We start from the raw sequence: 21,559 nt of genomic DNA, 5'->3' as shown, positions 1-21,559 counted from the left end.
CAGGCTCGGGCGCGCCCCTCGGATCATTGACACAGGCGGGGGCGATAGATGACCCGCAATCTGATCCTTGGTGCCGTTTTGGCCTCACTGGTGCTGCTGGCAGCGGCGGTGTCGTTTCTTTGGACGCCGTTTGACCACGCGGCCATGAACATCCCGGCCAAGCTGCAGACGCCCAATGCACAGCACTGGCTGGGCACCGATCATTTCGGCCGCGACCTGATGTCGATGATCATGGTGGGTGCGCGCACCTCCATCGCCGTCGCCTTGGTGGCGGTTGGCATCGGCATGGGGGCAGGCGTGCCGCTGGGGCTGGCGGCAGCCGCGCGCAAGGGATCGTGGCTGGATGAGCTGATCATGCGCGGCAATGATCTGGTCTTTGCCTTCCCCTCGCTGGTGATCGCCATCCTGATCACCGCCGTTCTGGGCGCGGGCGCCGTCAACGCCATCATCGCCATCGGCATCTTCAACATCCCCGTCTTTGCCCGCATCACCCGCGGCGCGGCGCTGTCCCTTTGGGAACGCGAGTTCATCCTGGCCGCCCGCGTCGCAGGCAAGGGCGCGGCACGCATATCAGCTGAGCATATCCTGCCCAACGTGATGAACCTCTTGATCGTGCAGGGCACCATCCAGTTCTCGCTCGGCATTCTGGCGGAAGCCGGCCTCAGCTATGTCGGCCTTGGCGCGCAGCCGCCCACGCCCAGCTGGGGGCGGATGCTGGCCGATGCGCAGACCATGGTCAGCTTTGCCCCGCATCTGGCGCTGGTCCCGGGTTTGGCGATCATCCTGACGGTGCTGGGGCTGAACCTGCTGGGCGACGGCTTACGCGATTATCTGGACCCGAAACTGAGGATGGCGCGCGCATGACCCTGTTGGATGTCACCAGCCTGTCAGTCAGCATCGGCGCCCTTCAGGTGCTGAGGGACGTGTCCTTCCACGTGGATCCGGGCGAGATTGTCGCCGTCACCGGCGAGAGCGGATCGGGCAAGTCGCTGACCGCGCTGGCGGTGATGCAACTGCTGCCGGAACTGGCGGAGGCCAAGGGATACATCACCCTGGACGGCACCCAACTGTTTGAGCAGCCTGAGGACCGCATGTGCGCCATCCGCGGCCAGTCCGTGGGCATGGTGTTCCAGGAGCCAATGACCGCACTGAACCCGGTCAAGACCATCGGCGCGCAGGTGATGGAAACCATCCTGATCCACAAGGCGATGCCGCGCGAACAGGCCGAAGCCCGCGCCCGCGAGGTGCTGGAGCGGGTCGGGCTGCCGCAGGACCGCTTTCCGCTGTCGCGCTATCCGCATGAGCTGTCGGGCGGCCAGCGCCAGCGGGTGGTGATTGCCATGGCCATCGCCCTGCGTCCGAAACTGCTGATCGCGGATGAGCCGACAACCGCGCTGGATGTGACCACCCAGGCGCAGATCCTGGCGCTGCTGAAGGACCTGGTGCAGGACTATGGCATGGGTCTGCTGATCATCACCCATGATCTGGCGGTGGTGGCGGATCTGGCAGACCGCATCGTCGTCATGCGCCACGGCGAAGTGGTGGAGACCGGACACACCGGTTGGCTCTTGCGCAACATGCGTCATCCCTACACGCAGATGCTGTTTGAAGCCTCAAACCATCAGGTGGCACTGCCCCAACCGCCCGCACCAGCGCCGCTGCTGGAAGTCAGGAACGCGGTGCGCGACTACAAGACCCCGCGCCCGTCGCTGTTTGCAAAACCCGGCACATTCCGCGCAGTGAACGATGTCTCCTTCACCCTGAACCGCGGTGAGCGGCTGGGGCTGGTGGGGGAGTCGGGCTGCGGAAAATCGACCCTAACACGGGCAATTCTGGGGCTGGAGCCGCTGCAAGGCGGGGATATCCTGTTGGATGGCGCGCCCGTGACAACCGGGCTTGATCCCGGTCTCAGGCGCAAGATGCAGGTGGTGTTCCAGGATCCCTACGGCAGCTTTAACCCGCGCCACCGGGTGGAGCGGCTGATCACCGAACCGTTCCATACGCTGCCTGACCCGCCCGCCGGGTCAGCGCGCCGGGATCTGATTGCCGGGACACTCTCCGCAGTCGGGCTGAAACCGGAGGATGCCGGCAAATACATCCACCAATTCTCCGGCGGCCAGCGCCAGCGCATTGCCATCGCCCGCGCCCTGATCACAAGGCCGGAGCTGATCATCTTTGACGAGGCGGTCTCAGCCCTCGATGTTTCGGTCCGCGCCCGTATCCTCGACCTGCTGGCAGAGCTGTGCGGGGCCTATTCCCTCACCTATCTGTTCATCAGCCACGACCTGAGCGTGGTTCGCACGGTCACCGACCGCTGCCTGGTGATGCAGCACGGAGAGATTGTGGAGCAGGGCGAAACTGAAGCCGTGTTCAGCGATCCCCAGCACCCCTACACCCGCCAGCTGATCGCCGCAGCGCCGGTGCTGCCCGATCTCAATGGCCTCCAAAGGAGCCCCCAGCATGTCTGATCCCCTCTGGTTCGATCCCGCGCTTTGCCTGATTGGCGGCAAGTGGCTGCCCGCAGCCAGCGGCGGCACGCTGCCGCTGGTGAACCCATCAGACGGCAGCGGGATCTGCCAGATCGCCCGCGGCGGCGCAGCCGATATCGAGGCCGCCGTGCTGGAAGCAGAGGCGGCGCTGGACGGCGAATGGGGCCGCATGACCGCGCTGGAGCGGGGCCGCATCCTGACCCGGATCGGCCAGTTCGTGCTGGAGCGGGTGGAGCCGCTGGCCGCGATCGAGGCGATGGACGTGGGCAAACCGCTGACCCAGGCGCGCGCCGACGCGGTGGCGCTGGCGCGCTACTGCGAATTCTACGGCGGCGCGGCGGACAAGGTGATGGGGGAGACCATCCCGTATCTCGACGGCTACACCGTCTATACCCTGCGGGAGCCGCATGGGGTGACGGGCCATATCGTGCCGTGGAACTACCCGATGCAGATCATCGGCCGTTCTGTGGGGGCCGCGCTGGCGATGGGCAATGCCTGCGTTCTGAAACCGGCGGAGGAGGCCTGCCTGACCGCGCTGGCGTTCGCCCATATCGCCATGGAGGCCGGGCTGCCTGCGGGGGCCCTGAACGTGGTGCCGGGCCTGGGGGCTGAGGCCGGCGCGGCGCTGGCGGCGCATCCCGGTGTGCATCACATCTCCTTCACCGGGTCGGTCCGAACCGGCGCGCTGGTGCAGCAGGCGGCAGGGGCCAATGTGGTGCCGGTTACGCTGGAGCTGGGCGGCAAGTCCCCGCAGCTGGTGTTTGACGATGCCGACCTGGACGCTGCGCTGCCGTTTCTGGTGAACGCCGGCATCCAGAACGCGGGCCAGACCTGTTCCGCCTCCTCGCGCATCCTGGTGCAGCGCGGGGTTTACGAGGAGGTGAAGGCACGGATGGCAGCGGCCTATGGGGCGCTGACCGTGGGGCCGGCGGCAGAGGATCTGCGGGTCGGGCCGCTGATTTCAGCCCGGCAAAAGCAGATTGTCGAGGCCTATCTGAAACAGGGGGCGGACCTGCCGGTTGCGGCGCAGGGGGCGGTTGTGCCCCATGCGCCGGAAAGCGGCGCCTATGTGCCCCCCACCCTGTTCGCGGACGTGCCGGAGGATCATGTGCTGGCGCGGGAGGAAATCTTTGGCCCGGTGCAGGTGCTGATCCCGTTCGACACCGAAGAAGACGCCCTGCGGATTGCCAATGACACGGACTATGGCCTGGTCGCAAGCGTCTGGACCCGCGACGGGGCGCGGCAGATGCGGCTGGCAAAACGGCTGCGGGCGGGCCAGGTGTTCCTCAACAACTACGGGGCCGGCGGCGGGGTGGAACTGCCCTTCGGCGGGGTCGGGAAGTCCGGCCACGGGCGGGAAAAAGGGTTCGAGGCGCTTTACGGGTTTTCGCAATTGAAGACCGTGGCGGCACATCACGGGTAAGGTCTGAAAATAGGTCAGCCGTTATGTCCAAATGTTTCGCGCGCGAAACATTTGGACAGTGACTCTGCCACTAATTGTGCTGATTGACGAAAACCCTGCCGCAAGACTGGCGAAGTGTTATCAGACTATTACCGCCTGCCGCTCCTGCTCCCCAACGCCGAAAACCCGCTTGTAGCGGGTGATTTCCTCTGCCGGACCCATCGCCTTTTCCGGGTTGTCGGACAGTTTCACCGTGGGACGACCGTTGGCTGCAACCGCCTTGCACACCAACGAGAACGGCGCCAGCGCGTCATCCGGCACCAGCTTGCGGAAGTCGTTGGTCAGCAGCGTGCCCCAGCCAAAGGAAACCTTGGTGCGGTCCGAGAACTGCGCGTGCAGGTCCTGGATCTGCTGCACGTCGAGGCCGTCGGAAAAGATCACCCGTTTCTCTGCCGGGTCTTCGCCGCGCGCCCTCCACCAGTTGATTGCCACCTCGGCGCCCTTTGCCGGGTCGCCGCTGTCGATGCGGATGCCGGTCCAGCCGGCCAGCCAGTCCGGCGCGCGGTCAAGGAAGCCTTGGGTGCCGTAGGTGTCCGGCAGGATGATCCGCAGGTTGCCCTCGTGCTCGTCATGCCAGTCGGACAAAACATCATAGGGGGCCTGCGCCAGGTCCGCGTCGCTGTCTGCCAGCGCGGAATAGACCATCGGCAGTTCGTGGGCATTGGTGCCGATCGCCTCCACCTCGCGGCGCATGGCGATGAGGCAGTTCGAGGTGCCGGTGAATTTCTCTCCCAGCCCCTCGATCATCGCCTGCACGCACCAGTCCTGCCAGAGAAAGGAATGGCGGCGGCGGGTGCCGAAATCGGCGATGGTGAGGCCCTCCACCTCGCGCAGGCGTTCGATCTTTTCCCAGACACGGGTCATGGCGCGGGCGTAAAGCACCTGCAGTTCAAACCGGCCCATGCTGTTGATCACGGCGCGGCTGCGCAGCTCCATCAGCACCGCCAGCGCCGGGATTTCCCACAGCATGACCTCGTGCCATTTGCCCTCGAACGTCAGCTCATACTGGTCGCCCTTGCGCTCCAGATGGTAGGGTGGCAGCCGCAGCCCCTCGAACCACTCCATGAAATCGGGGCGGAACATCTGCCGCTTGCCATAAAAGGTGTTGCCCCGCAGCCAGGTGCTTTCGCCGCGGGAAAGGGACAGCGAGCGGATGTGATCCAGCTGCTCGCGCAGTTCGCCCTCGTCGATCAGTTTTGCCAGCGGCACATGCGCCGAACGGTTGATCAGCGAGAAGGTCACCGTGGTGTCCGGCTTGTTGCGGAACACCGACTGGCACATCAAAAGCTTGTAGAAATCAGTATCAATCAGCGACCGGACGATCGGGTCGATCTTCCATTTGTGATTGTAGACGCGGGTTGCAATATCCACCGGCGGCCTCGTGCATAAGGGTCACTGATTGATAGGACAGCGCGGCAGCCGGGGCAAGGAGATCAGCCCGCGCGGCGGCTTTGCGCCTGCGGCGCCAGCCGGTCCAGCAGCGCCAGCAGCTTGGGCTTGCTGATCGGTTTGCTCATGAAATCGTCCATGCCGGCCTCCAGGCAGGCCTTGCGGTCGGAGTCAAAGGCATTGGCGGTCAGCGCCACGATCACCGGCTGCGGCCGGGCCAGGGCACGGATCGCGCGGGTGGCTTCCAGCCCGTCCATTTCCGGCATCGACATGTCCATCAGGATGACATCCGGCGCAAAGGCTTCGAACTGCGCCACCGCCTCGCGGCCGTCCTGGGCAAAGGCCAGTTCGACAGGCGCGGCGTGCAGGAATTTCTCCACCAGCAGCCGGTTTACGGCGTTGTCCTCGGCCACCAGCACCCGCAGGCCATCGAGCGCCGCAGTGTCGCCCGGTGCCGCGGGTTCAGGCAGCGCGGCGGCTTCATCCTGCGCGTCCTGCAGAAGAAGGCGAACCGCAAAACAGGAGCCCCTGCCCAGTTCCGAGGACACGGCGATTCTGCCGCCCATGGCCTCTGCCAGGCGGCGGGAGATGGCCAGCCCCAGGCCGGTGCCGCCAAACCGGCGGCTGATGGCGGCATCTGCTTGCGAAAACCGCTCAAACACATTGTCCAGTTTGTCTTCGGCAATGCCGATACCGCTATCCGTCACCGAAAACGTCAGCTCATACCCGCCGCCCGCCGCGGGAGTGCCGCCCAGCGCCACCGAAACCCGGCCCCGCTTGGTGAACTTGATCGCATTGCCGGCCAGGTTCATCAGGATCTGCCGGATCCGCCTGTCGTCCCCATACAGCCGTGCGGGCAGGTCCTTCTGGATCTCCAGCGCCAGGTCCAGCCCCTTGGCATCCGCCTGGGCCTGCAGCAGGCGGATGGTGGTTTCGAAACAGGCACGGGGGTCAAAGCTGACCGGGCTGAGCGTGAGCTCCTCTGCCTCCATCTTGGAGAAATCGAGCACATCATTGATCAGCCCCAGCAGCATGTCCGCGGAGCTGAGGATTGTATCGGCGTAAAGCGCCTGCTCTTCGCTGAGGCCGCTGTCGCGCAAAAGCTGCGCCATGCCGATCACCCCGTTCATCGGGGTGCGGATTTCGTGGCTCATGGTCGCCAGGAAGTCCGATTTGGCGCGGGCGCCTTCCTCCGCCGCGGCGCGTGCTTCTTCCAGCTGCTGGGCATGTTCCTTGGCGGCGGTGATGTCGCGCTCCACCGCGATCAGGGTTTCCAGCTTGCCGCCGCTGTCCAGCATCGGCACCTGGCTGGTTTCAATCCAGACCAGCCGCCCGTCCTTGCAGCGGTTGCGGATCTCAACCCGGACCGGCTGGGCGTAGCGGATACTGTCCTGCAGCAGCTTAATTGCGCCCGGGTCGGTCTCACCGCTGTTCAGCAGGTCGCCGGGCAGCTGGCCAAGCGCCTCCTCAAAGGAATAGCCGGTGATGCGGGTGAAACTGTCGTTGACCCAGGTGATCCGCCCGGTCCGGTCCATCAGCATCACGCTGTCATTGGCATTTTCCGCAACCAGCGCCAGGCGGCGGGCCTCGATCCGCTGCTCCTGCAGGCGGGTGTTCGCGGCTTCCAGTTCCTGCTGCTGGGTGGCGGTGGCCAGGTTGTACTGCCTGGTGTTTTCAAAGGTCCGCCGCCCATAGGCGGCCAGCCAGAACATGAAACCGGTCAAGGTTATGATACCAACAGCATGCAGCTGCCATTCGGTGGTAAAGCCGCCGCCCGCAAGAAGGTCGACAGCAAGCATGGCTGCGGGCACGGCACAGAAGAACACCATCCAGGCAACTGAGGCCGGACGGTGGTACGGCAGAGTGATTGCGGCATTCATCGCAATGCCGGCAAGGAACGCGATGGTGAACAGAATGTCGAGGTGATGGTCGGTATCAACGCCGGTCTCCGCCCAAGGCCAGTATGGCAGTGTGGCGCAGATGCTCATCCCGATGCCATACACGGCGGCGGAAAAGGTCGACAGCAGGCGCAGTCTGGATTCAGGGATGCCTCTGGCTGCCAGAGCTGAAAGACGCCACAGGCAGTAACTGTCAGCGATGTCGCCTATCAACGCAGCCGCGAACGCCAGAGCGGCAATCCTCATGTCGGTTGCCAGGCCAAGCAGCACGCAAATACCGAGAACAAAGACCTGGCGCGGCCAGAAAGTTTTATATCGCCCCTTGGCATAGCGCATCATCAGCTCAGACGAGCTGTACTTTCTTTCATAGCTGGCCAGCGGGCCGTCTTGCGGCCCCTTCCCCATGTTCATCAGTCAGCCTTGCTGTCCGGACTCCCTGCCAGTGTTAAGTGTAACTGGTTAATATTTGGAAACGTCACCTCAGGATTGAAGCTCTACCCCTGCAGCCTCCATTTTCGTCAAAGCGGCCTGGAGAGAGCCATCCAGATCAATGGCGCGGCAGGCAGACAGCTGCACCGTCACGCCAAATCCCAGACCTGCCGCATCCAGTGCGGTGAAAGCGACGCAGAAATCGGTGGCCAGCCCGGCCAGTGTCAGATGCGTGATGCCGCGGCTGCGCAGGTATCCCTCCAGCCCGGTGGGCGTGGTCTGATCGTTCTCGAAGAAACCGGAATAGCTGTCGATCGCGGGCCTGAAGCCCTTGCGGATGATCAGATCGCCATCGGTGCGCAGGTCCTTGTGAAACGCAGCACCGTCAGTGCCCTGAACGCAGTGATCCGGCCACAGAACCTGTGGGCCATAGGGCATCTCAGTGGTTTCAAACGGCGCTTTGCCCGGGTGCGAGGAAGCAAAGGAGGAATGCGCCGCCGGGTGCCAGTCCTGGGTCAGTATGACCGCATCAAACCGGCCCATCATCGCGTTGATCGGGGCCACCACCTCATCCCCGCCGGGCACCGCCAGCGCGCCGCCGGGGCAGAAATCATTTTGCACATCGACAACGATCAGGGCGTGGGTCATCGGCATCTCCTATGCTGTGTACACAATATCTAGCGGTACAGGCGGGTCATGGGAACTGTTGCTGCACGACGGCACGCACGCGAGGCGAAAACATACATCCAAAGCCCTTGTTTTATTGGGGCTGCCGGGCGGGTTCTTTGACTTGAAAACCCGGGCGCATGGTTCTAAGGGCGGGGCATGTACACGATTGCTGCCCTCTATCACTTCACCCGTTTCCCCGATCCCGCCGCGATCCGGCCGACGCTTTTGGACCTGTGCCGGGCACAGGATGTCAAAGGCTCCTTGCTGCTGGCACAGGAGGGGATCAATGGCACCATTGCAGGCCCGCGGGCCGGCATCGACGCGGTGCTGGCGCATATCAAATCCCTGCCGGGCTGCGCGGGGCTGGAATGGAAAGAGGCGGCGGCGTCCGAGCCGCCGTTCGGCAGGATGAAGGTGCGGCTGAAGAAAGAGATCGTGACCATGGGCCAGCCGGACGTGGATCCGCTGGCCTCTGTCGGGCATTACGTCGAGCCGGAGGAGTGGAACGACCTGATCCGGCAGGACGATGTTGTGCTGATCGACACCCGCAACGATTACGAGGTGGCCATCGGCACCTTTGAGGGCGCGATCGACCCCAAGACCGAGAGCTTCCGCGACTTCCCCGCCTGGTGGGAGGCGAACAAGGACCGTTTCCACAACAAGCGGGTTGCGATGTTCTGCACCGGCGGCATCCGCTGTGAGAAATCGACCAACTACCTGCTGGGCCAGGGGGTGGAGGATGTCTATCACCTGAAGGGCGGCATCCTGCGCTATCTGGAGGAAATGCCTGCCGAGAACAGCACCTGGGAAGGCGAATGCTTTGTGTTCGACAACCGGGTGTCGGTCGGCCACGGGCTGGTCGAAGGCCCGCATGAGCTGTGCCACGGCTGCCGCCGCCCGATCCTGCCCGAGGACAAGGCACGCCCCGAGTTCGAGCAGGGCGTCAGCTGCCACCTGTGCATCGATCAGACCTCGGAAGAGGACAAGACCCGGTTCCGCGAGCGGCAGAAACAGATGCAGCTGGCCCGCGCGCGCGGCGAGGAGCATCTGGGCAGCATCCCGCTGTAAGCTTGAACCTGAAAGCAGACACTGAGAAGGCCGCTGTTCATCGGGACAGCGGCCTTTTCGTGTTTTGCGGGGCCGGCAGCGTCAGTCGCTGCTCAGGCCCAGGTAGCTGCGGGTGCTGGCCAGCAGGCCCTCGCCGTGGGCCGGAGCCAGCAGGCCTGCGTGATCCTCGCCTTCGGCTGCGGCCATGTCAGGCAGCTGGTGAGCGATACCCTTGTGGCAGCTGATACAGGTCTTCTCGCCGGTGAACAGGAAGCGCTCATGCGCATCCGCTGCCCGCTTGGACTGGCGGGTGATATCCATCGACTCGTCCGAGTGGCAGTTGCGGCACTCCAAGCTGTCATTGGCCTCAAGCCGCGCCCATTCGTGCTGCGCCAGTTCCAGCCGGTGCTCCAGGAATTTCTCCCGCGTGTTGATGGTGCCGAAGATCTTGCCCCAAACCTCCTTGGAGGCCTGCATCTTGCGGGCGATCTTGTTGGTCCAGTTGTGCGGCACGTGGCAGTCCGGGCAGGACGCCCTGACGCCGGAACGGTTGGAATAGTGGATCGTCGGCTTCAGCTCCTCGAACACGTTGTCGCGCATTTCGTGACAGCTGGTGCAGAAGGCCTCGGTGTTGGTGACCTCCAGCGCGGTGTTGAAGCCGCCCCAGAAGATGATCCCCATCACAAAGCCGCCCATGGTCAGGAAGCCGAGCGAGAAATAGGCGCTGGGACGGCGGATGATCCACCAGAGCCGTTTCAGGAAAGCAATCATCAGTCCGCCCCGCCCTGCTGTGCCTTGACGTAGTCGATCACCTTGTCGACATCGACGAACTCATTCTCGACCAGCGGCCGGGCGTTGGTCTGCACCACGTGGCACTGGGTGCAGAAATAGCGCCGCGGGCTGACTGCGCCGAGGGTCTGGCCCTCGCGGTTCATGAAGTGGGTGACCGAGATCATCGGCGCCTGGCTGACCTCCACGGCGGTGCGGCTGTGGCAGGTCAGGCATTTGTTCGAGTTCAGATCGACCTGGTAGTTGTCGGTCTTGTGCGGGATCAGCGGCGGCTGATCCGGGTAGTTGCGCACCTGGCGGATGTCGGTGTTGACGATGCCCGGGATCTGGGTGGCTTCGCCCTCCTGATCCAGCGGCGCGGTGTTGCGCAGCGTGGCGACCTGGTTCTGGGCGAAGGCTGCCGTGGCCATAAAAACCGGAACAGCCAGGATAGCGAGACGGAGATGTTTCATGACGGGCCTCACACTGCTTCGATACGGACTGCGCATTTTTTGAAGTCCGTCTGTTTCGAGATCGGATCGGTGGCGTCCAGCGTGACCTTGTTGATCAGCCGGCGCGCATCGAACCAGGGCACAAAGACCAGGCCTTTGGGCGGTTTGTTGCGGCCGCGGGTTTCCACCCGGGTGCGGATTTCGCCGCGCCGGGAGACGATCCGCACCTCGGTGCCGCGCCGGAAACCCTGCGCCTGGGCATCGTCCGGATGCATGTAGCAGAGCGCATCGGGAACGGCCTGATACAGCTCCGGCACCCGCTGGGTCATCGAGCCGGAGTGCCAGTGCTCCAGCACGCGGCCTGTCGCCAGCCACATCGGGTATTCGTCATCCGGGCTTTCCGCCGGCGGCTCATACGGCAGCGCAAAGATCACCGCCTTGCCGTCGGGCTTGCCGTAGAAATCATAGTCCGATCCGGGTTTTGCGTAGGGGTCGGAGCCTTCCTTGAAGCGCCAGCGGGTTTCCTGGCCATCCACAACGGGCCAGCGCAGGCCGCGCACTTCGTGGTACCGGTCGAATGGCGCCAGGTCGTGGGCCTTGCCGCGGCCGAACTCGGCGTATTCCTCGAACAGGCCCTTCTGGATGTAAAAGCCGAAGTCCTCGGATTCGTGGTTGCCGTATTCGCGGGCCTTTTCGGTCAGCTCGTATTTGTTGACCTTGCCGTTGGCGAACAGCACGTCGAACAGGGTCTTGCCCTTGTATTCCGGATTGGCATCCAGCAGTTCTGCCGGCCAGACCTCATCCGTGGTGAAGCGCTTGGAGAATTCTGCCAGCTGCCACAGGTCGGATTTGGATTCGCCCGGCGCGTTGACCAGCTGGTACCAGAACTGGGTGCGGCGTTCGGCATTGCCATAGGCGCCTTCCTTCTCGACCCACATGGCGGCGGGCAGGATCAGGTCGGCGGCCTCTGCCGTCACTGTCGGGTAGGCATCGGACACCACGATGAAGTTATCGGGGTTGCGGTAGCCCGGCAGCCCTTCCTCCATCATGTTGGGGGCGGCCTGCATGTTGTTGTTCACCTGAACCCAGTAGCAGTTGATCTTGCCGTCTTTCAGGTCGCGGTTCTGCTTCACCGCGTGGGAGCCGACCCAGCCCGGAACGGTGCCTTCGGGCAGTTTCCAGATCTTTTCGGCATAGGCGCGGTGCTCCGGGTTCTTCACCACCATGTCCGCAGGCAGGCGGTGCGAGAAGGTGCCCACCTCGCGCGCGGTGCCGCAGGCCGACGGCTGGCCGGTCAGCGAGAACGGCGAGTTGCCGGGGGTGGAGATTTTACCGGTCAGCAGGTGGATGTTGTAGATCATGTTGTTGACCCAGACACCTCGGGTGTGCTGGTTCACGCCCATGGTCCAGAGCGACATGACCTTGGTATCCGGATCGGCATAGAGCTTGGCGATCTTCTCCAGGGTCTCTGCCGGGACACCGGACATTTCCGACGCTTTTTCAAGCGTGTACTCGGAGACGAACTCGGCAAATTCCTCAAACGTCATATCCGACGCACCGCCGGCCTTGTCCGCGTTCTCGGCCATCTGCTCCAGCGGGTGTTCCGGACGCAGACCATAGCCGATGTCCTGGTTGCCGCGCTTGAAGTTGACGTGCTTGGCGACGAAGTCCTCGTTCACCGCGCCGTTCTGGATGATGTAGTTGGCGATGTAGTTCAGCATCACCAGGTCGGTGTGCGGAGTGAACACCGCCGGGATGTCGGCCAGGTCGAAGCTGCGGTGGGTGAAGGTCGACAGCACCGCCACCTTGACGTGCGGATGGCTGAAGCGGCGGTCGGTAATGCGGGTCCACAGGATCGGGTGCATCTCCGCCATGTTCGAGCCCCACAGCACGAAGGCGTCGGCATTCTCGAAGTCGTCATAGCAGCCCATCGGTTCGTCGATGCCGAAGGTGCGCATGAAGCCGCCCACGGCAGAGGCCATGCAGTGGCGCGCGTTGGGGTCGATGTTGTTGGAGCGGAAGCCCGCCTTCATCAGCTTCGACGCCGCATAGCCTTCCCAGACCGTCCACTGGCCGGAGCCGAACATGCCGATGCCCTCGGGGCCTTTCTCGGCCAGGGTCTTCTTCCACTTCTCGGCCATGATGTCGAAGGCTTCATCCCAGCTGACCGGGGTGAATTCGCCGTTCTTGTCATATTCGCCATTGGTTTTGCGCAGCAGCGGCGTGGTCAGGCGGTCGGCGCCATACATGATCTTGGACAGGAAGTAGCCCTTGACGCAGTTCAGGCCGCGGTTGACCTCTGCCTGGGTGTCGCCGTGGGTGGCGACCACGCGGCCGGCCTTGGTGGCGACCATGATCGAGCAGCCGGTGCCGCAAAAGCGGCAGGCCGCCTTGGACCATTTGAGTTCGGTCACACTTGCATCGGTAACAAGGTTCTGCGCGGCGGCAGGAACCGGCAGGCCGGCGGCAAGCGCGGCGGCTGCAGCGGCCTGCGCCTTGATGGCGTCACGGCGGGTAAGTCCGGTCATTGGGGGACTCCTTCTTCAATGGCGAGGTCCTGCGCATCGCAGGTTTGATGGAAGACAAGCGCCGCGCTGGCGACACCGTCGAGAAGCTGTATTCTGGCGAGCGCATCGCCGATGGCCCGGTCACTGTCCGCCTCGAACAGGACCACGATCTTGCCCGAGGGATCGGTCTGCGAAATCTCGGCGCGGGGCATGGATTCGATGTCGGCCAGGACGGCTTCCATCCGCGCCGGGTTGCTGCGCACCAGCAGGCTGGAGATATGGATTTCTTCTGTCACGCGGACGTCCTTTGCTGGCGGGGATCGGTGATCGCTATGGCGTTGTTCGGGCAGGTGGACAGGCAGGCGCCGCAGCCGGTGCAGGCACTGGCATCCACCTGGATGGCGCCAACCGGGCGGACCGACAGATCCATCCGCAAGGCGCGCGGATCGCAGATGTCCGTGCACAGCTGGCAGGCAATGCCGGCGGCGTTCAGACAGCTGCCGGTGATCTCTACCGTGACCGGCCAGGGCGCGGGCTGCGTCAGATCGAAAACCGGTTCCGGGCAAGCCTCTGCGCAGGCGGTGCAGAAGGTGCATTCCCCGCCGCGGAAACTGATCCGCGGACGGCCCCGGCTGTCGAATTCGATAATGTTCTCCGGGCAGGCCTCCACGCAGGCGTTGCAGCTTGTGCAATGCGCCTGCACCCGGGCCTCATCCGTCCAGGGCGGGCGGAACTCGGGATCCGGGCGGGCCACTCTTCCAGTCAGGAAGGCGCGCCGCGAGGGGGCTGTGCTGGCATGTGCTGGCATCGGCCTGGGCCCTTAACCTGCGGGCGGTCCCAGGAAGATCTGCGAGATCCAGATGATCAGGCCGTATCCGCCGACGATTCCCACTGCCAGAACCGGCGCCAGGACCACTGCGAGGAACAGAAAAGTGTTCCTCTCTTCGGCTTTGGTTGGCTGTTCGGACATATGAGTCCTCCTTGGCTGATATTATCACACAATCGGTTTGCGGCCTAACCGCAGCCTGCCGTGCAAGCGTTTGCAGAGTGGTCCGGTGCTGCCCTATGGCTCTCTAACAGTGATGTCAGATCCATCTTTTCAGCTGTCCGGTTTCAGCTCTGCCAGCGCCACCATGGAAAAGCGGCGCCGCCTGCACCTTGATCTGAATCATTTCGCAGGAGGCGGATTTGAAAAAGATAAATATTCAAAAAAGTGAAATTGAAACTCGGCCCGCCGGATCACCCCGCCAGATGAAGGTTTCAGGCGGCCGAACCGGAGTTCTTTGCCGCATCAGCCGACAGCCTGCCCGCGCCCGAATCCCTCGCGGCGCCTTTGGCGCCAACCCGGAGGCAGAGCATAACCGGCTGCTGCGCTTGACCGCTCCCCCCTGCCGGCGCGGTGCTTCGGGAAAGCGAAAAACGATTCGCAAAGACCCGGCTGATGCAGAATCCGGAGATGGCCTGCCGTACGCACCGGCAGGGGATCTGAAACGCATAAAACCAGCGCCAGAAACACGATCGGCCCAACATTTGAGCTGGGTGGAAAGTTCAGCGATTTCAGTGATTAATGGTGCTGCTGGAGAGAATTGAACTCTCGACCTCTCCCTTACCAAGGGAGTGCTCTACCTCTGAGCTACAGCAGCGCCGGTGAGGGGGCTTTTAGGCATAAACGCTGGGGGGTGCAAGAGCATTCTGGACGGTTTTTTCGCACTAAGTTACAGAAGTCTTATGGCAGAGAAGAAATCACCTAAAAACGACGGTTCCGCAGTATCGCGCGAAGACCGGCTGAAGGCCGCGCTGAAGGCTAACATGGCCCGGCGCAAGGCTCAGGCCAAGGCGCGGGCAGACAAGCAGGACCAGGATACGGGCAAGAGTGGAGAATAACGTCAGATGGATTCGATTCTGGTAACGGGCAACGGCCCGCTGAACGGGCAGATCCCGATTGCCGGCGCCAAAAACGCCTGCCTTACCCTGATGCCGGCAACGCTGCTGAGCGAGGAGCCGCTGACACTGACCAACGCGCCGCGCCTCAGCGACATCAAGACAATGACACTGCTGCTGCAATCGCTGGGCGCCGAAGTGTCCAGCCTGCAGGACGGGCAGGTGCTGGCTATGTCGAGCCATGACCTGACCAGCCACGTCGCCGACTATGACATCGTCCGCAAGATGCGCGCGTCGAACCTGGTGCTGGGCCCGATGCTGGCGCGGCTGGGCCAGGCGGTGGTGTCGCTGCCCGGCGGCTGCGCCATTGGCGCACGGCCAATGGACTTGCATATCCACGGGCTGGAAGCCTTGGGCGCAGAGATTGAGCTGAAAGACGGCTATTTGCACGCCAAGGCGCCGGGCGGCCTGAAAGGCGCGGTGGTGGAGCTGAGCTTTGCCTCTGTCGGGGCGACCGAGAACATCATGATGGCGGCGACGCTTGCCAAGGGCACCACCGTCATCAAGAACGCCGCGCGCGAGCCGGAGATCGTCGATCTGGCCGACTGCCTGCGCAAGATGGGCGCGCAGATCGAGGGCGACGGATCGCCGGACATCACCATTCAGGGTGTTGACCGGTTGCATGGCGCGACTCATCAGGTGGTGACCGACCGGATCGAGCTGGGCACCTATATGCTGGCCCCCGCGATCTGCGGCGGCGAGGTGGAGCTGCTGGGCGGACGCCGCAGCCTGCTGGAAAGCTTCTGTGCCAAGCTGGAAGCGGCCGGCATCGAAATCTCTGAGGGTGAAAACAGCCTGACCGTCTGCCGCAAGAACGGCCGGGTGCGGGCGGTGGACGTGGTGACCGAACCCTTCCCTGGCTTCCCCACCGACCTGCAGGCGCAGATGATGGCGCTGATGTGCACCGCTGAGGGCACTTCGGTGCTGGAAGAGAAGATCTTTGAGAACCGGTTCATGCATGCGCCGGAACTGGTGCGCATGGGCGCCGAGATCGAGGTGCACGGCGGCCACGCCACGGTGACCGGTGTCGAGAAGCTGAAAGGCGCCCCGGTGATGGCCACCGACCTGCGCGCCTCTGTCTCGCTGATTCTGGCAGGCATGGCGGCGGAAGGCGAAACCCGTGTCAGCCGGGTCTACCACCTGGACCGCGGTTATGAGCATGTGGTGCGCAAGCTGTCCGGTGTCGGCGCGAAAATCGAGCGGATCAAGGAACAGTCATGACGGATGCCAGTTTCGAGGACGGCCGCGAGGCGCCGCTGAACCTGGGCGCGCTGGAGGAAGAGGACCTTAAGGTGCTGTCCTCGCTGCTGCAGGACGCGGTGTTTCCGGTGACTGAAATGAGCTGGCGCGCGTCTGAGCGCCGCTTTGCCCTGCTGGTGAACCGGTTCCGCTGGGAAGACCGCGACGCGGCGGAGCGGCGCGGCCGGGCTTTTGAGCGGGTGCAGTCCTTGCTGACGGTGGACAATGTGCTGGGGGTGTCCTCGCAGGGCGTGGACCGCAAGGACAAAGACCTGATCCTGTCGCTGCTTTCCGTCACGTTTGAGCCAGGCAGCGACGGAGCGGGCCATGTGCTGTTGACCCTTGCAGGCGACGGCGCATTGCGTCTGGCGGTGGAAGCACTGGAGGTGTCCCTGCGCGATGTCACCCGGCCTTATAAGGCCCCGTCCGGCCAGGCGCCGGATCACGGCGACTGAGCCGTGCAGAACAAGCGCGGCATTTCCCAGGCCTTCGCCGCCCCGGCGGCACCGCTGGAAATCCGCGCTGCCACGGTTTTTGACGTTTTCGCCATGAGCCAGGTTCTGGTTGCCTCGATCCGCGATCTGTGCACGGCCGACCACGGCGGCGATGCCGCCCGGATCGCAGATTGGACCGCTAACAAGACTCCGGAGCAGATCCGCGGCTGGATTGGCGGCCCCGGGCGATACTGGCTGGCAGACCGTGGCGGAGAGGCCGCAGCCGTGGGCGGGCTGTCTCCGGACGGCTCCATCTCCCTGCTGTATGTTGCCCCTGCCGCAGCAGGCCGGGGCACTGGCGGCGCCATGCTGGCGCATCTCGAAGCGGAACTGCTGCGCGATGGCCATGCCGAGGGCCGCCTTGACGCCACCCGGACAGCGCTGGGTTTCTACCGCAAGCACGGCTGGCAGACGGCTGAAGAGACCGGCGGATGCTGCGGAACCCCCTGCATCCCGATGCGCAAAGCCCTGAGCTAGGATCTAAACGGCTTATGCCGGTTTGCACCGGTCATTTGCTTGCGTCCAATTGCACCGGCCCCGCGCATAAATCTTGAGGCTCTGCCCCCTTGCGGATATGCGGGGGCGAAAGGAGATCCCGATGCCGCAGTTTCTGAACACCTCTGATGCCGGTTTTGAACAGTCCTTCACCGCGCTTCTGGGCGCCAAGCGCGAGGACAGTCCGGATGTGGACGCCATCGTGGCCGGTATCATTGCAGATGTCCGCGCCCGCGGCGATGCGGCGCTGGTGGAGCTGACGGCGAAATTCGACCGGCTGGAACTGGACGCATCGCAGCTGCGTTTCACCGAGGCCGAGGTGGATGCTGCGATCGCCAATGTTCCGGCAGAAGAACGCACCGCACTGGAACTGGCGGCAGAGCGTATCCGTGCCTATCACGCGCGCCAGATGCCCGAAGATGCGCAGTGGACGGACGAGAGCGGCGCAACGCTCGGCTGGCGCTGGTCGGCGGTCTCCGCGGCCGGGCTTTATGTGCCGGGCGGGCTGGCCTCCTACCCGTCCTCAGTGCTGATGAACGCAATCCCGGCCAAGGTTGCCGGTGTCGAACGGCTGGCGATCACGGTACCGACCCCGGACGGGCAGGTGAACCCGCTGGTGCTGCTGGCGGCCCGGCTGGCGGGTGTGGATGAGATCTACCGCATTGGCGGCGCGCAGGCGGTGGCGGCGCTGGCCTACGGCACAGACAGCATCGCGCCGGTGGACAAGATCACCGGCCCCGGCAACGCCTTTGTCGCCGCGGCCAAGCGGCGGGTGTTCGGCAAGGTCGGCATCGACATGATTGCAGGGCCTTCGGAGATCCTGGTGATTGCGGACAAGGACAACAACTCGGACTGGATTGCCCTGGACCTGATGAGCCAGGCCGAACACGATGAAAGCGCCCAGTCGATCCTGATCACCGATGACGAGGGGTTTGGCCGTGCGGTAGCAGAAGCCGTGGGCAATCGTCTGGAAACGCTGGAGCGCCGCGCCATTGCCGGGACCTCCTGGCGCGATTTCGGCGCGGTGATCACGGTGCGGGATCTGAATGAAGCCGCAGCGCTGTCGAACCGCATTGCGCCGGAACACCTGGAGCTGTGTGTCGCCGATCCGGTTGCTCTGAGTGAAAAGACCGTCCATGCCGGGGCCATCTTCCTCGGCCAGTACACCCCCGAAGCAATCGGCGATTATGTCGGCGGCCCGAACCATGTGCTGCCGACCGCGCGCTCTGCCCGGTTCTCTTCCGGCCTGTCGGTGATGGATTTCCTCAAGCGCACCACGCTGAGCCAGATGACCCCGGACTCACTGCGTGCCATCGGCCCGGCAGCAGAGGTGCTGGCAAAAAGCGAAAGCCTGGAAGCGCACGGGCTGTCCGTGACTGCCCGTCTGGATGCGCTGAACGGGTAAGGGAGCGAGGGGCGCAGCCCCTCTGCGCGCTCAGTAGTGCGCAGTATAGCCGCCATCCACGGCCAGCACCTGCCCGGTGATGTAGGAGGCCGCAGGCGAGGCGAGGAACAAGATAGCGGGCGCCAGTTCCTCCGGCTTACCCCAGCGGCCCAGCGCGGTGGCGCTTTTTAGCTTTTCCGCGATCGCTGGATCCTCGGCTGCGGCCATATTCGGTGCGGTCTTGAAGAAGCCGGGGGCGATGGCGTTCACGGTAATTCCCTGGGGGCCAAGCTCTGCTGCCAGCGCCTTGGACATACCGTTGATGCCCGCCTTGGCGGTGGTATAGGCGGCGTCACCGGATTGCGCGATGAGACCGGCAATCGACGAGATATTGATGATGCGGCCCCAGCCCTTGGGCGCCATCTGCGCCGCCGCCATCTGGGACAGGCGGAAGGGCGAGACCAGATCGACCTCCCACAGCTTTTGCAGGTCGGCGCGGGTGAATTCCGGCAGGCTGCGCCGGTCGCGCTGGCCGACGTTGTTGATCAGGATGTCCAGCCCGCCCTCCTGTGCAATCCCGGCCATCGCCGTGGTCGCGGCGCTTTCGTCGGCGATATCCAGTACCAGCGGGCGGGCGGTGCCGGGCAGCCGGGCGAGCGCGGCATCCACCCGCGCCGGGCTGCGGCCGTTGATCCAGACCTCGGCCCCGGCCTCTGCCAGAAGGCTGGCCGCGGCGAAGCCGAGACCGCCGGTGGAGCCGGTCACCAGCGCGCGGCGGCCGTGAAGGGAAAACTGTTCAAGGGCTGTCATTGTGCTGTCTCCTGCTGGCGGCAGGCTGGTTGCGGAGACGTGGCCTGTCAAGCACTGCCGCAAACGGGCAGGAGATTGACGCCCGCTGCTGCATTGCCCCGGGCTGAGCGGTGCGATACTCATGGCCGGACGCCCCTGCGCATATCAGAGACAAAGACCCATGAGCCGCATCAGCCATATCGAACTGGACGACCGCAACCTGCCGCCTCCGACGCCCGAGATCGAGCAGGAGCGCAAGGTGGCGATCTATGACCTGATCGAGGACAACAGTTTCGCCTTGCCGCAGCGGGAAGACCGCGATGTGCCGAAGGGCCCCTACCATCTGGGGCTGGCTATCCGCGACAAGCGGCTGGTCTTTGATATCAACACCGAAGCCGGCGAGAAGGCGGCAGAGTTCCACTTGTCGCTGTCGCCGTTCCGGCAGGTGGTCAAGGACTACTACCAGATCTGCGAAAGCTACTTCACCGCGGTGAAGACCATGCCGCCAAGCCAGATCGAGACCATCGACATGGCGCGGCGCGGCATCCACAACGAAGGCAGCCGGGTTCTGCAGGAACGGCTGGAGGGCAAGGCCGAGGTTGACACCGACACCGCCCGCCGCCTGTTCACCCTGATCTGCGTCCTGCACTTCGGAGGCTGACGCGTGGAGGAGCTGCCGCAGTCCGTTCTGTTCTGTTGCGACCACAATTCGGTCCGCTCTCCGATGGCGGAGGGCATCATGAAGAAATTCTATGGCACCGGCACCTATGTGCAGTCCGCCGGCGTCAAGAACGACATGGAGATCGACGGCTTCTCGATCGCGGTCTGCCAGGAGATCGACGTCGAACTGTCGCGGCACCGGTCGCGTTCATTCGACGAAATGGAGCGCTGGGGCGACGACCTGTCGTCCTTTGATCTGGTGGTGGCGCTGTCGCCTGCCAGCCAGCGCCGGGCGCTGGAGCTTACCCGTTTTTTTCACCTCGATGTCGAATATTGGCCGATTATGGACCCTACCGGGCTCGGCGAGACGCGCCAGGCCAAGTTAGATATCTACCGTCAAACACGGGATCAAATCATCCAGCATCTGAAGAACCGCTGGGGTGAACCGACGGAGAGAACATGACCGACACCATCGCGCGCTATTTCGCGGCCTTCAACGCCGGCGACACGGACACCATGCTGGACTGCCTGGATGAGCAGATTGCTCATCACGTGAACGAGGGCAAAATCCGTGTGGGGAAAGAGGAATTCGCGGAGTTCTGCGCCCATATGAGCCGCTGCTACAAGGAAGAGCTGACCGATATGGTGATCTTTTCCGGCAACGACGGCAGCCGCGCGGCGGCGGAATTCATCGTCAACGGCACCTATCTGGTGACAGACGACGGCCTGCCGGAGGCCAGGGGCCAGACGTACCGCCTGCCCGGCGGGTCGTTCTTTGAGCTGAAGGACGGCAAGATTTCCCGCGTCACCACCTTTTACAACCTGGCCGACTGGATCGCCCAGGTTTCGGCAGGATGACGATCCGGGTCGAAGCGATGACCGGCGCGGCACTGGAGGCCGCGCTGGATGATGTGGCGCGCCTGCGCATCAAGGTATTCCGCGCCTGGCCGTATCTATACGACGGCGATCTGGCCTATGAGCGGGAGTACCTGCAAAGCTACCGCGACAGCACCCGCGCCGTGGTCGTGGGCGCCTTTTACGGCGAGACCCTCGTGGGTGCCTCCACCGGGGCGCCGCTGAGCGACCACGCGGATGATTTCGCGGCGGCGTTTGCGGGCACCGGGATTGATCTAAACGACGTCTTTTATTGCGCCGAATCCGTGCTGCTGCCGGAATACCGCGGCCATGGCGTCGGCCACGGGTTCTTTGATGCCCGCGAAACCCATGCCCGCAAGCACGGGTTCAGGAAAACCGCCTTTTGCGGCGTGCAGCGCCCGGCGGACCACCCGCTGCGGCCTGTGGGCTACGCACCGCTGGATCCGTTCTGGCGCAAGCGCGGCCATGCCCCGCTGGAGGGTGCTGTTGCGCATTTTTCCTGGAAAGACGTGGACCAGGCAGAAGAGACCAAGAAGCCGCTGCAATTCTGGATCCGGGATCTGTAATGGAC

General features: G+C 64.0%; 24 protein-coding genes and 1 tRNA gene. 14 read left to right on the top strand and 11 right to left on the bottom strand.

Going from position 1 to position 21,559, the window contains the following annotated elements:
* The first annotated feature begins 48 nt into the window (after positions 1-48).
* Genes K3725_RS00615 through K3725_RS00605 form a run of 3 tightly spaced genes read left to right on the top strand, consistent with a single transcriptional unit; the run spans position 49 to position 3,912 of the window.
* A complete protein-coding gene (locus K3725_RS00615; RefSeq protein WP_260016973.1) occupies positions 49-864 on the top strand; it encodes an ABC transporter permease in 816 nt (271 codons plus the stop codon).
* Positions 861-2,468 (top strand): ABC transporter ATP-binding protein, encoded by a 1,608-nt coding sequence (locus K3725_RS00610; protein ID WP_260016972.1) that lies wholly within the window; start codon positions 861-863, stop codon positions 2,466-2,468. The genes K3725_RS00615 and K3725_RS00610 overlap by 4 nt, the downstream gene beginning before the upstream one ends.
* On the top strand, positions 2,461-3,912 hold the full coding sequence (locus K3725_RS00605; protein ID WP_260016971.1) for an aldehyde dehydrogenase family protein: 1,452 nt from the start codon (positions 2,461-2,463) through the stop codon (positions 3,910-3,912). The genes K3725_RS00610 and K3725_RS00605 overlap by 8 nt, the downstream gene beginning before the upstream one ends.
* A gap of 120 nt (positions 3,913-4,032) precedes the next feature.
* Here K3725_RS00605 and pncB read toward each other — a convergent pair whose 3' ends face one another.
* The 3 genes from pncB to pncA form a co-directional block, all read right to left on the bottom strand.
* Positions 4,033-5,322 carry a nicotinate phosphoribosyltransferase gene (pncB, locus tag K3725_RS00600; protein WP_260016970.1) on the bottom strand — a complete coding sequence of 430 codons (1,290 nt, stop codon included), beginning with the start codon at positions 5,320-5,322 and terminating at the stop codon, positions 4,033-4,035.
* Between the two features lie 62 nt (positions 5,323-5,384).
* A complete protein-coding gene (locus tag K3725_RS00595) occupies positions 5,385-7,649 on the bottom strand; it encodes an ATP-binding protein (protein ID WP_260016969.1) in 2,265 nt (754 codons plus the stop codon).
* A gap of 69 nt (positions 7,650-7,718) precedes the next feature.
* Positions 7,719-8,315: a bifunctional nicotinamidase/pyrazinamidase gene (pncA, locus tag K3725_RS00590; protein ID WP_260016968.1), complete on the bottom strand. Its 597-nt coding sequence runs from the start codon at positions 8,313-8,315 to the stop codon at positions 7,719-7,721.
* Between the two features lie 177 nt (positions 8,316-8,492).
* Between pncA and K3725_RS00585 the strand changes: the two genes are divergently transcribed.
* The gene (locus tag K3725_RS00585) at positions 8,493-9,404 is read left to right on the top strand and encodes a rhodanese-related sulfurtransferase (RefSeq protein WP_260016967.1); all 912 of its coding nucleotides are present in this window, start codon (positions 8,493-8,495) and stop codon (positions 9,402-9,404) included.
* Positions 9,405-9,485: 81 nt separating this feature from the next.
* Here the strand turns inward: K3725_RS00585 and K3725_RS00580 are convergent, their stop codons facing one another.
* Genes K3725_RS00580 through napE form a run of 6 tightly spaced genes read right to left on the bottom strand, consistent with a single transcriptional unit; the run spans position 9,486 to position 14,080 of the window.
* Positions 9,486-10,154, bottom strand: a complete 669-nt coding sequence (locus K3725_RS00580) for a NapC/NirT family cytochrome c (protein WP_260016966.1) — start codon at positions 10,152-10,154, stop codon at positions 9,486-9,488.
* On the bottom strand, positions 10,154-10,624 hold the full coding sequence (locus K3725_RS00575) for a nitrate reductase cytochrome c-type subunit (protein ID WP_260016965.1): 471 nt from the start codon (positions 10,622-10,624) through the stop codon (positions 10,154-10,156). The genes K3725_RS00580 and K3725_RS00575 overlap by 1 nt, the downstream gene beginning before the upstream one ends.
* Before the next feature lie 8 nt (positions 10,625-10,632).
* The gene (napA, locus tag K3725_RS00570) at positions 10,633-13,131 is read right to left on the bottom strand and encodes a nitrate reductase catalytic subunit NapA (protein ID WP_260016964.1); all 2,499 of its coding nucleotides are present in this window, start codon (positions 13,129-13,131) and stop codon (positions 10,633-10,635) included.
* On the bottom strand, positions 13,128-13,406 hold the full coding sequence (locus K3725_RS00565; protein WP_260016963.1) for a chaperone NapD: 279 nt from the start codon (positions 13,404-13,406) through the stop codon (positions 13,128-13,130). The genes napA and K3725_RS00565 overlap by 4 nt, the downstream gene beginning before the upstream one ends.
* Positions 13,403-13,918, bottom strand: coding sequence for a ferredoxin-type protein NapF (gene napF / locus K3725_RS00560; protein ID WP_260016962.1), 516 nt, complete (start codon positions 13,916-13,918; stop codon positions 13,403-13,405). Before napF ends, K3725_RS00565 begins: the two co-directional genes overlap by 4 nt.
* Before the next feature lie 12 nt (positions 13,919-13,930).
* Positions 13,931-14,080: a periplasmic nitrate reductase, NapE protein gene (gene napE, locus K3725_RS00555; RefSeq protein WP_039128533.1), complete on the bottom strand. Its 150-nt coding sequence runs from the start codon at positions 14,078-14,080 to the stop codon at positions 13,931-13,933.
* Positions 14,081-14,298: 218 nt separating this feature from the next.
* Here napE and K3725_RS00550 point away from each other — a divergent pair, with 218 nt between their 5' ends.
* The gene (locus K3725_RS00550; protein ID WP_260016961.1) at positions 14,299-14,700 is read left to right on the top strand and encodes a hypothetical protein; all 402 of its coding nucleotides are present in this window, start codon (positions 14,299-14,301) and stop codon (positions 14,698-14,700) included.
* Here K3725_RS00550 and K3725_RS00545 read toward each other — a convergent pair.
* Positions 14,679-14,753 (bottom strand) — tRNA-Thr (locus tag K3725_RS00545). The genes K3725_RS00550 and K3725_RS00545 overlap by 22 nt on opposite strands.
* 85 nt (positions 14,754-14,838) lie before the next feature.
* Here K3725_RS00545 and K3725_RS00540 point away from each other — a divergent pair.
* From K3725_RS00540 to hisD, 5 genes are all read left to right on the top strand, one after another.
* The gene (locus tag K3725_RS00540; RefSeq protein ID WP_260016960.1) at positions 14,839-14,994 is read left to right on the top strand and encodes a hypothetical protein; all 156 of its coding nucleotides are present in this window, start codon (positions 14,839-14,841) and stop codon (positions 14,992-14,994) included.
* A 6-nt stretch (positions 14,995-15,000) separates the two neighbouring features.
* Positions 15,001-16,272 (top strand): UDP-N-acetylglucosamine 1-carboxyvinyltransferase, encoded by a 1,272-nt coding sequence (gene murA, locus K3725_RS00535; RefSeq protein WP_260016959.1) that lies wholly within the window; start codon positions 15,001-15,003, stop codon positions 16,270-16,272.
* Positions 16,269-16,745, top strand: coding sequence for a DUF2948 family protein (locus tag K3725_RS00530; RefSeq protein ID WP_260016958.1), 477 nt, complete (start codon positions 16,269-16,271; stop codon positions 16,743-16,745). Before murA ends, K3725_RS00530 begins: the two co-directional genes overlap by 4 nt.
* Before the next feature lie 3 nt (positions 16,746-16,748).
* Entirely contained in the window at positions 16,749-17,261 is a 513-nt protein-coding gene (locus K3725_RS00525) for a GNAT family N-acetyltransferase (RefSeq protein WP_260016957.1), read from the top strand.
* Positions 17,262-17,382: 121 nt separating this feature from the next.
* On the top strand, positions 17,383-18,684 hold the full coding sequence (hisD, locus tag K3725_RS00520) for a histidinol dehydrogenase (RefSeq protein ID WP_260016956.1): 1,302 nt from the start codon (positions 17,383-17,385) through the stop codon (positions 18,682-18,684).
* 30 nt (positions 18,685-18,714) lie between these two features.
* Here the strand turns inward: hisD and K3725_RS00515 are convergent, their stop codons facing one another.
* A complete protein-coding gene (locus K3725_RS00515) occupies positions 18,715-19,473 on the bottom strand; it encodes an SDR family oxidoreductase (protein WP_260016955.1) in 759 nt (252 codons plus the stop codon).
* Between the two features lie 160 nt (positions 19,474-19,633).
* On the opposite strand from K3725_RS00515, the gene K3725_RS00510 reads away from it, so the two are divergent.
* From K3725_RS00510 to K3725_RS00495, 4 genes are read left to right on the top strand one after another with little or no spacing between them, the layout of a single operon-like run.
* Positions 19,634-20,113, top strand: coding sequence for a UPF0262 family protein (locus tag K3725_RS00510; RefSeq protein WP_260016954.1), 480 nt, complete (start codon positions 19,634-19,636; stop codon positions 20,111-20,113).
* Positions 20,114-20,116: 3 nt separating this feature from the next.
* The gene (locus K3725_RS00505) at positions 20,117-20,575 is read left to right on the top strand and encodes a low molecular weight phosphatase family protein (RefSeq protein ID WP_019295067.1); all 459 of its coding nucleotides are present in this window, start codon (positions 20,117-20,119) and stop codon (positions 20,573-20,575) included.
* Entirely contained in the window at positions 20,572-20,970 is a 399-nt protein-coding gene (locus tag K3725_RS00500) for a ketosteroid isomerase-related protein (protein WP_260016953.1), read from the top strand. The genes K3725_RS00505 and K3725_RS00500 overlap by 4 nt, the downstream gene beginning before the upstream one ends.
* Positions 20,967-21,554 (top strand): GNAT family N-acetyltransferase, encoded by a 588-nt coding sequence (locus K3725_RS00495; RefSeq protein WP_260016952.1) that lies wholly within the window; start codon positions 20,967-20,969, stop codon positions 21,552-21,554. The genes K3725_RS00500 and K3725_RS00495 overlap by 4 nt, the downstream gene beginning before the upstream one ends.
* Positions 21,555-21,559: the final 5 nt, after the last annotated feature.

It is taken from the genome of Leisingera sp. S132, from assembly GCF_025144465.1.
Classification (GTDB): domain Bacteria; phylum Pseudomonadota; class Alphaproteobacteria; order Rhodobacterales; family Rhodobacteraceae; genus Leisingera.
The sequence above is the reverse complement of the archived record's forward strand: the minus strand, read 5'-3'. Positions and strand labels throughout refer to the sequence as shown.

Coding starts and splice junctions, on each gene's coding strand:
- K3725_RS00515 (WP_260016955.1), bottom strand. CDS start 19,473: ATGACAGCCCTTGAACAGTTTTCCCTTCACGGCCGCCGCGCGCTGGTG.
- hisD (WP_260016956.1), top strand. CDS start 17,383: ATGCCGCAGTTTCTGAACACCTCTGATGCCGGTTTTGAACAGTCCTTC.
- K3725_RS00575 (WP_260016965.1), bottom strand. CDS start 10,624: ATGAAACATCTCCGTCTCGCTATCCTGGCTGTTCCGGTTTTTATGGCC.
- K3725_RS00585 (WP_260016967.1), top strand. CDS start 8,493: ATGTACACGATTGCTGCCCTCTATCACTTCACCCGTTTCCCCGATCCC.
- K3725_RS00610 (WP_260016972.1), top strand. CDS start 861: ATGACCCTGTTGGATGTCACCAGCCTGTCAGTCAGCATCGGCGCCCTT.
- murA (WP_260016959.1), top strand. CDS start 15,001: ATGGATTCGATTCTGGTAACGGGCAACGGCCCGCTGAACGGGCAGATC.
- K3725_RS00530 (WP_260016958.1), top strand. CDS start 16,269: ATGACGGATGCCAGTTTCGAGGACGGCCGCGAGGCGCCGCTGAACCTG.
- K3725_RS00580 (WP_260016966.1), bottom strand. CDS start 10,154: ATGATTGCTTTCCTGAAACGGCTCTGGTGGATCATCCGCCGTCCCAGC.
- K3725_RS00510 (WP_260016954.1), top strand. CDS start 19,634: ATGAGCCGCATCAGCCATATCGAACTGGACGACCGCAACCTGCCGCCT.
- pncA (WP_260016968.1), bottom strand. CDS start 8,315: ATGACCCACGCCCTGATCGTTGTCGATGTGCAAAATGATTTCTGCCCC.
- K3725_RS00615 (WP_260016973.1), top strand. CDS start 49: ATGACCCGCAATCTGATCCTTGGTGCCGTTTTGGCCTCACTGGTGCTG.
- napE (WP_039128533.1), bottom strand. CDS start 14,080: ATGTCCGAACAGCCAACCAAAGCCGAAGAGAGGAACACTTTTCTGTTC.
- napA (WP_260016964.1), bottom strand. CDS start 13,131: ATGACCGGACTTACCCGCCGTGACGCCATCAAGGCGCAGGCCGCTGCA.
- K3725_RS00500 (WP_260016953.1), top strand. CDS start 20,572: ATGACCGACACCATCGCGCGCTATTTCGCGGCCTTCAACGCCGGCGAC.
- K3725_RS00495 (WP_260016952.1), top strand. CDS start 20,967: ATGACGATCCGGGTCGAAGCGATGACCGGCGCGGCACTGGAGGCCGCG.
- K3725_RS00605 (WP_260016971.1), top strand. CDS start 2,461: ATGTCTGATCCCCTCTGGTTCGATCCCGCGCTTTGCCTGATTGGCGGC.
- K3725_RS00540 (WP_260016960.1), top strand. CDS start 14,839: ATGGCAGAGAAGAAATCACCTAAAAACGACGGTTCCGCAGTATCGCGC.
- napF (WP_260016962.1), bottom strand. CDS start 13,918: ATGCCAGCACATGCCAGCACAGCCCCCTCGCGGCGCGCCTTCCTGACT.
- K3725_RS00595 (WP_260016969.1), bottom strand. CDS start 7,649: ATGAACATGGGGAAGGGGCCGCAAGACGGCCCGCTGGCCAGCTATGAA.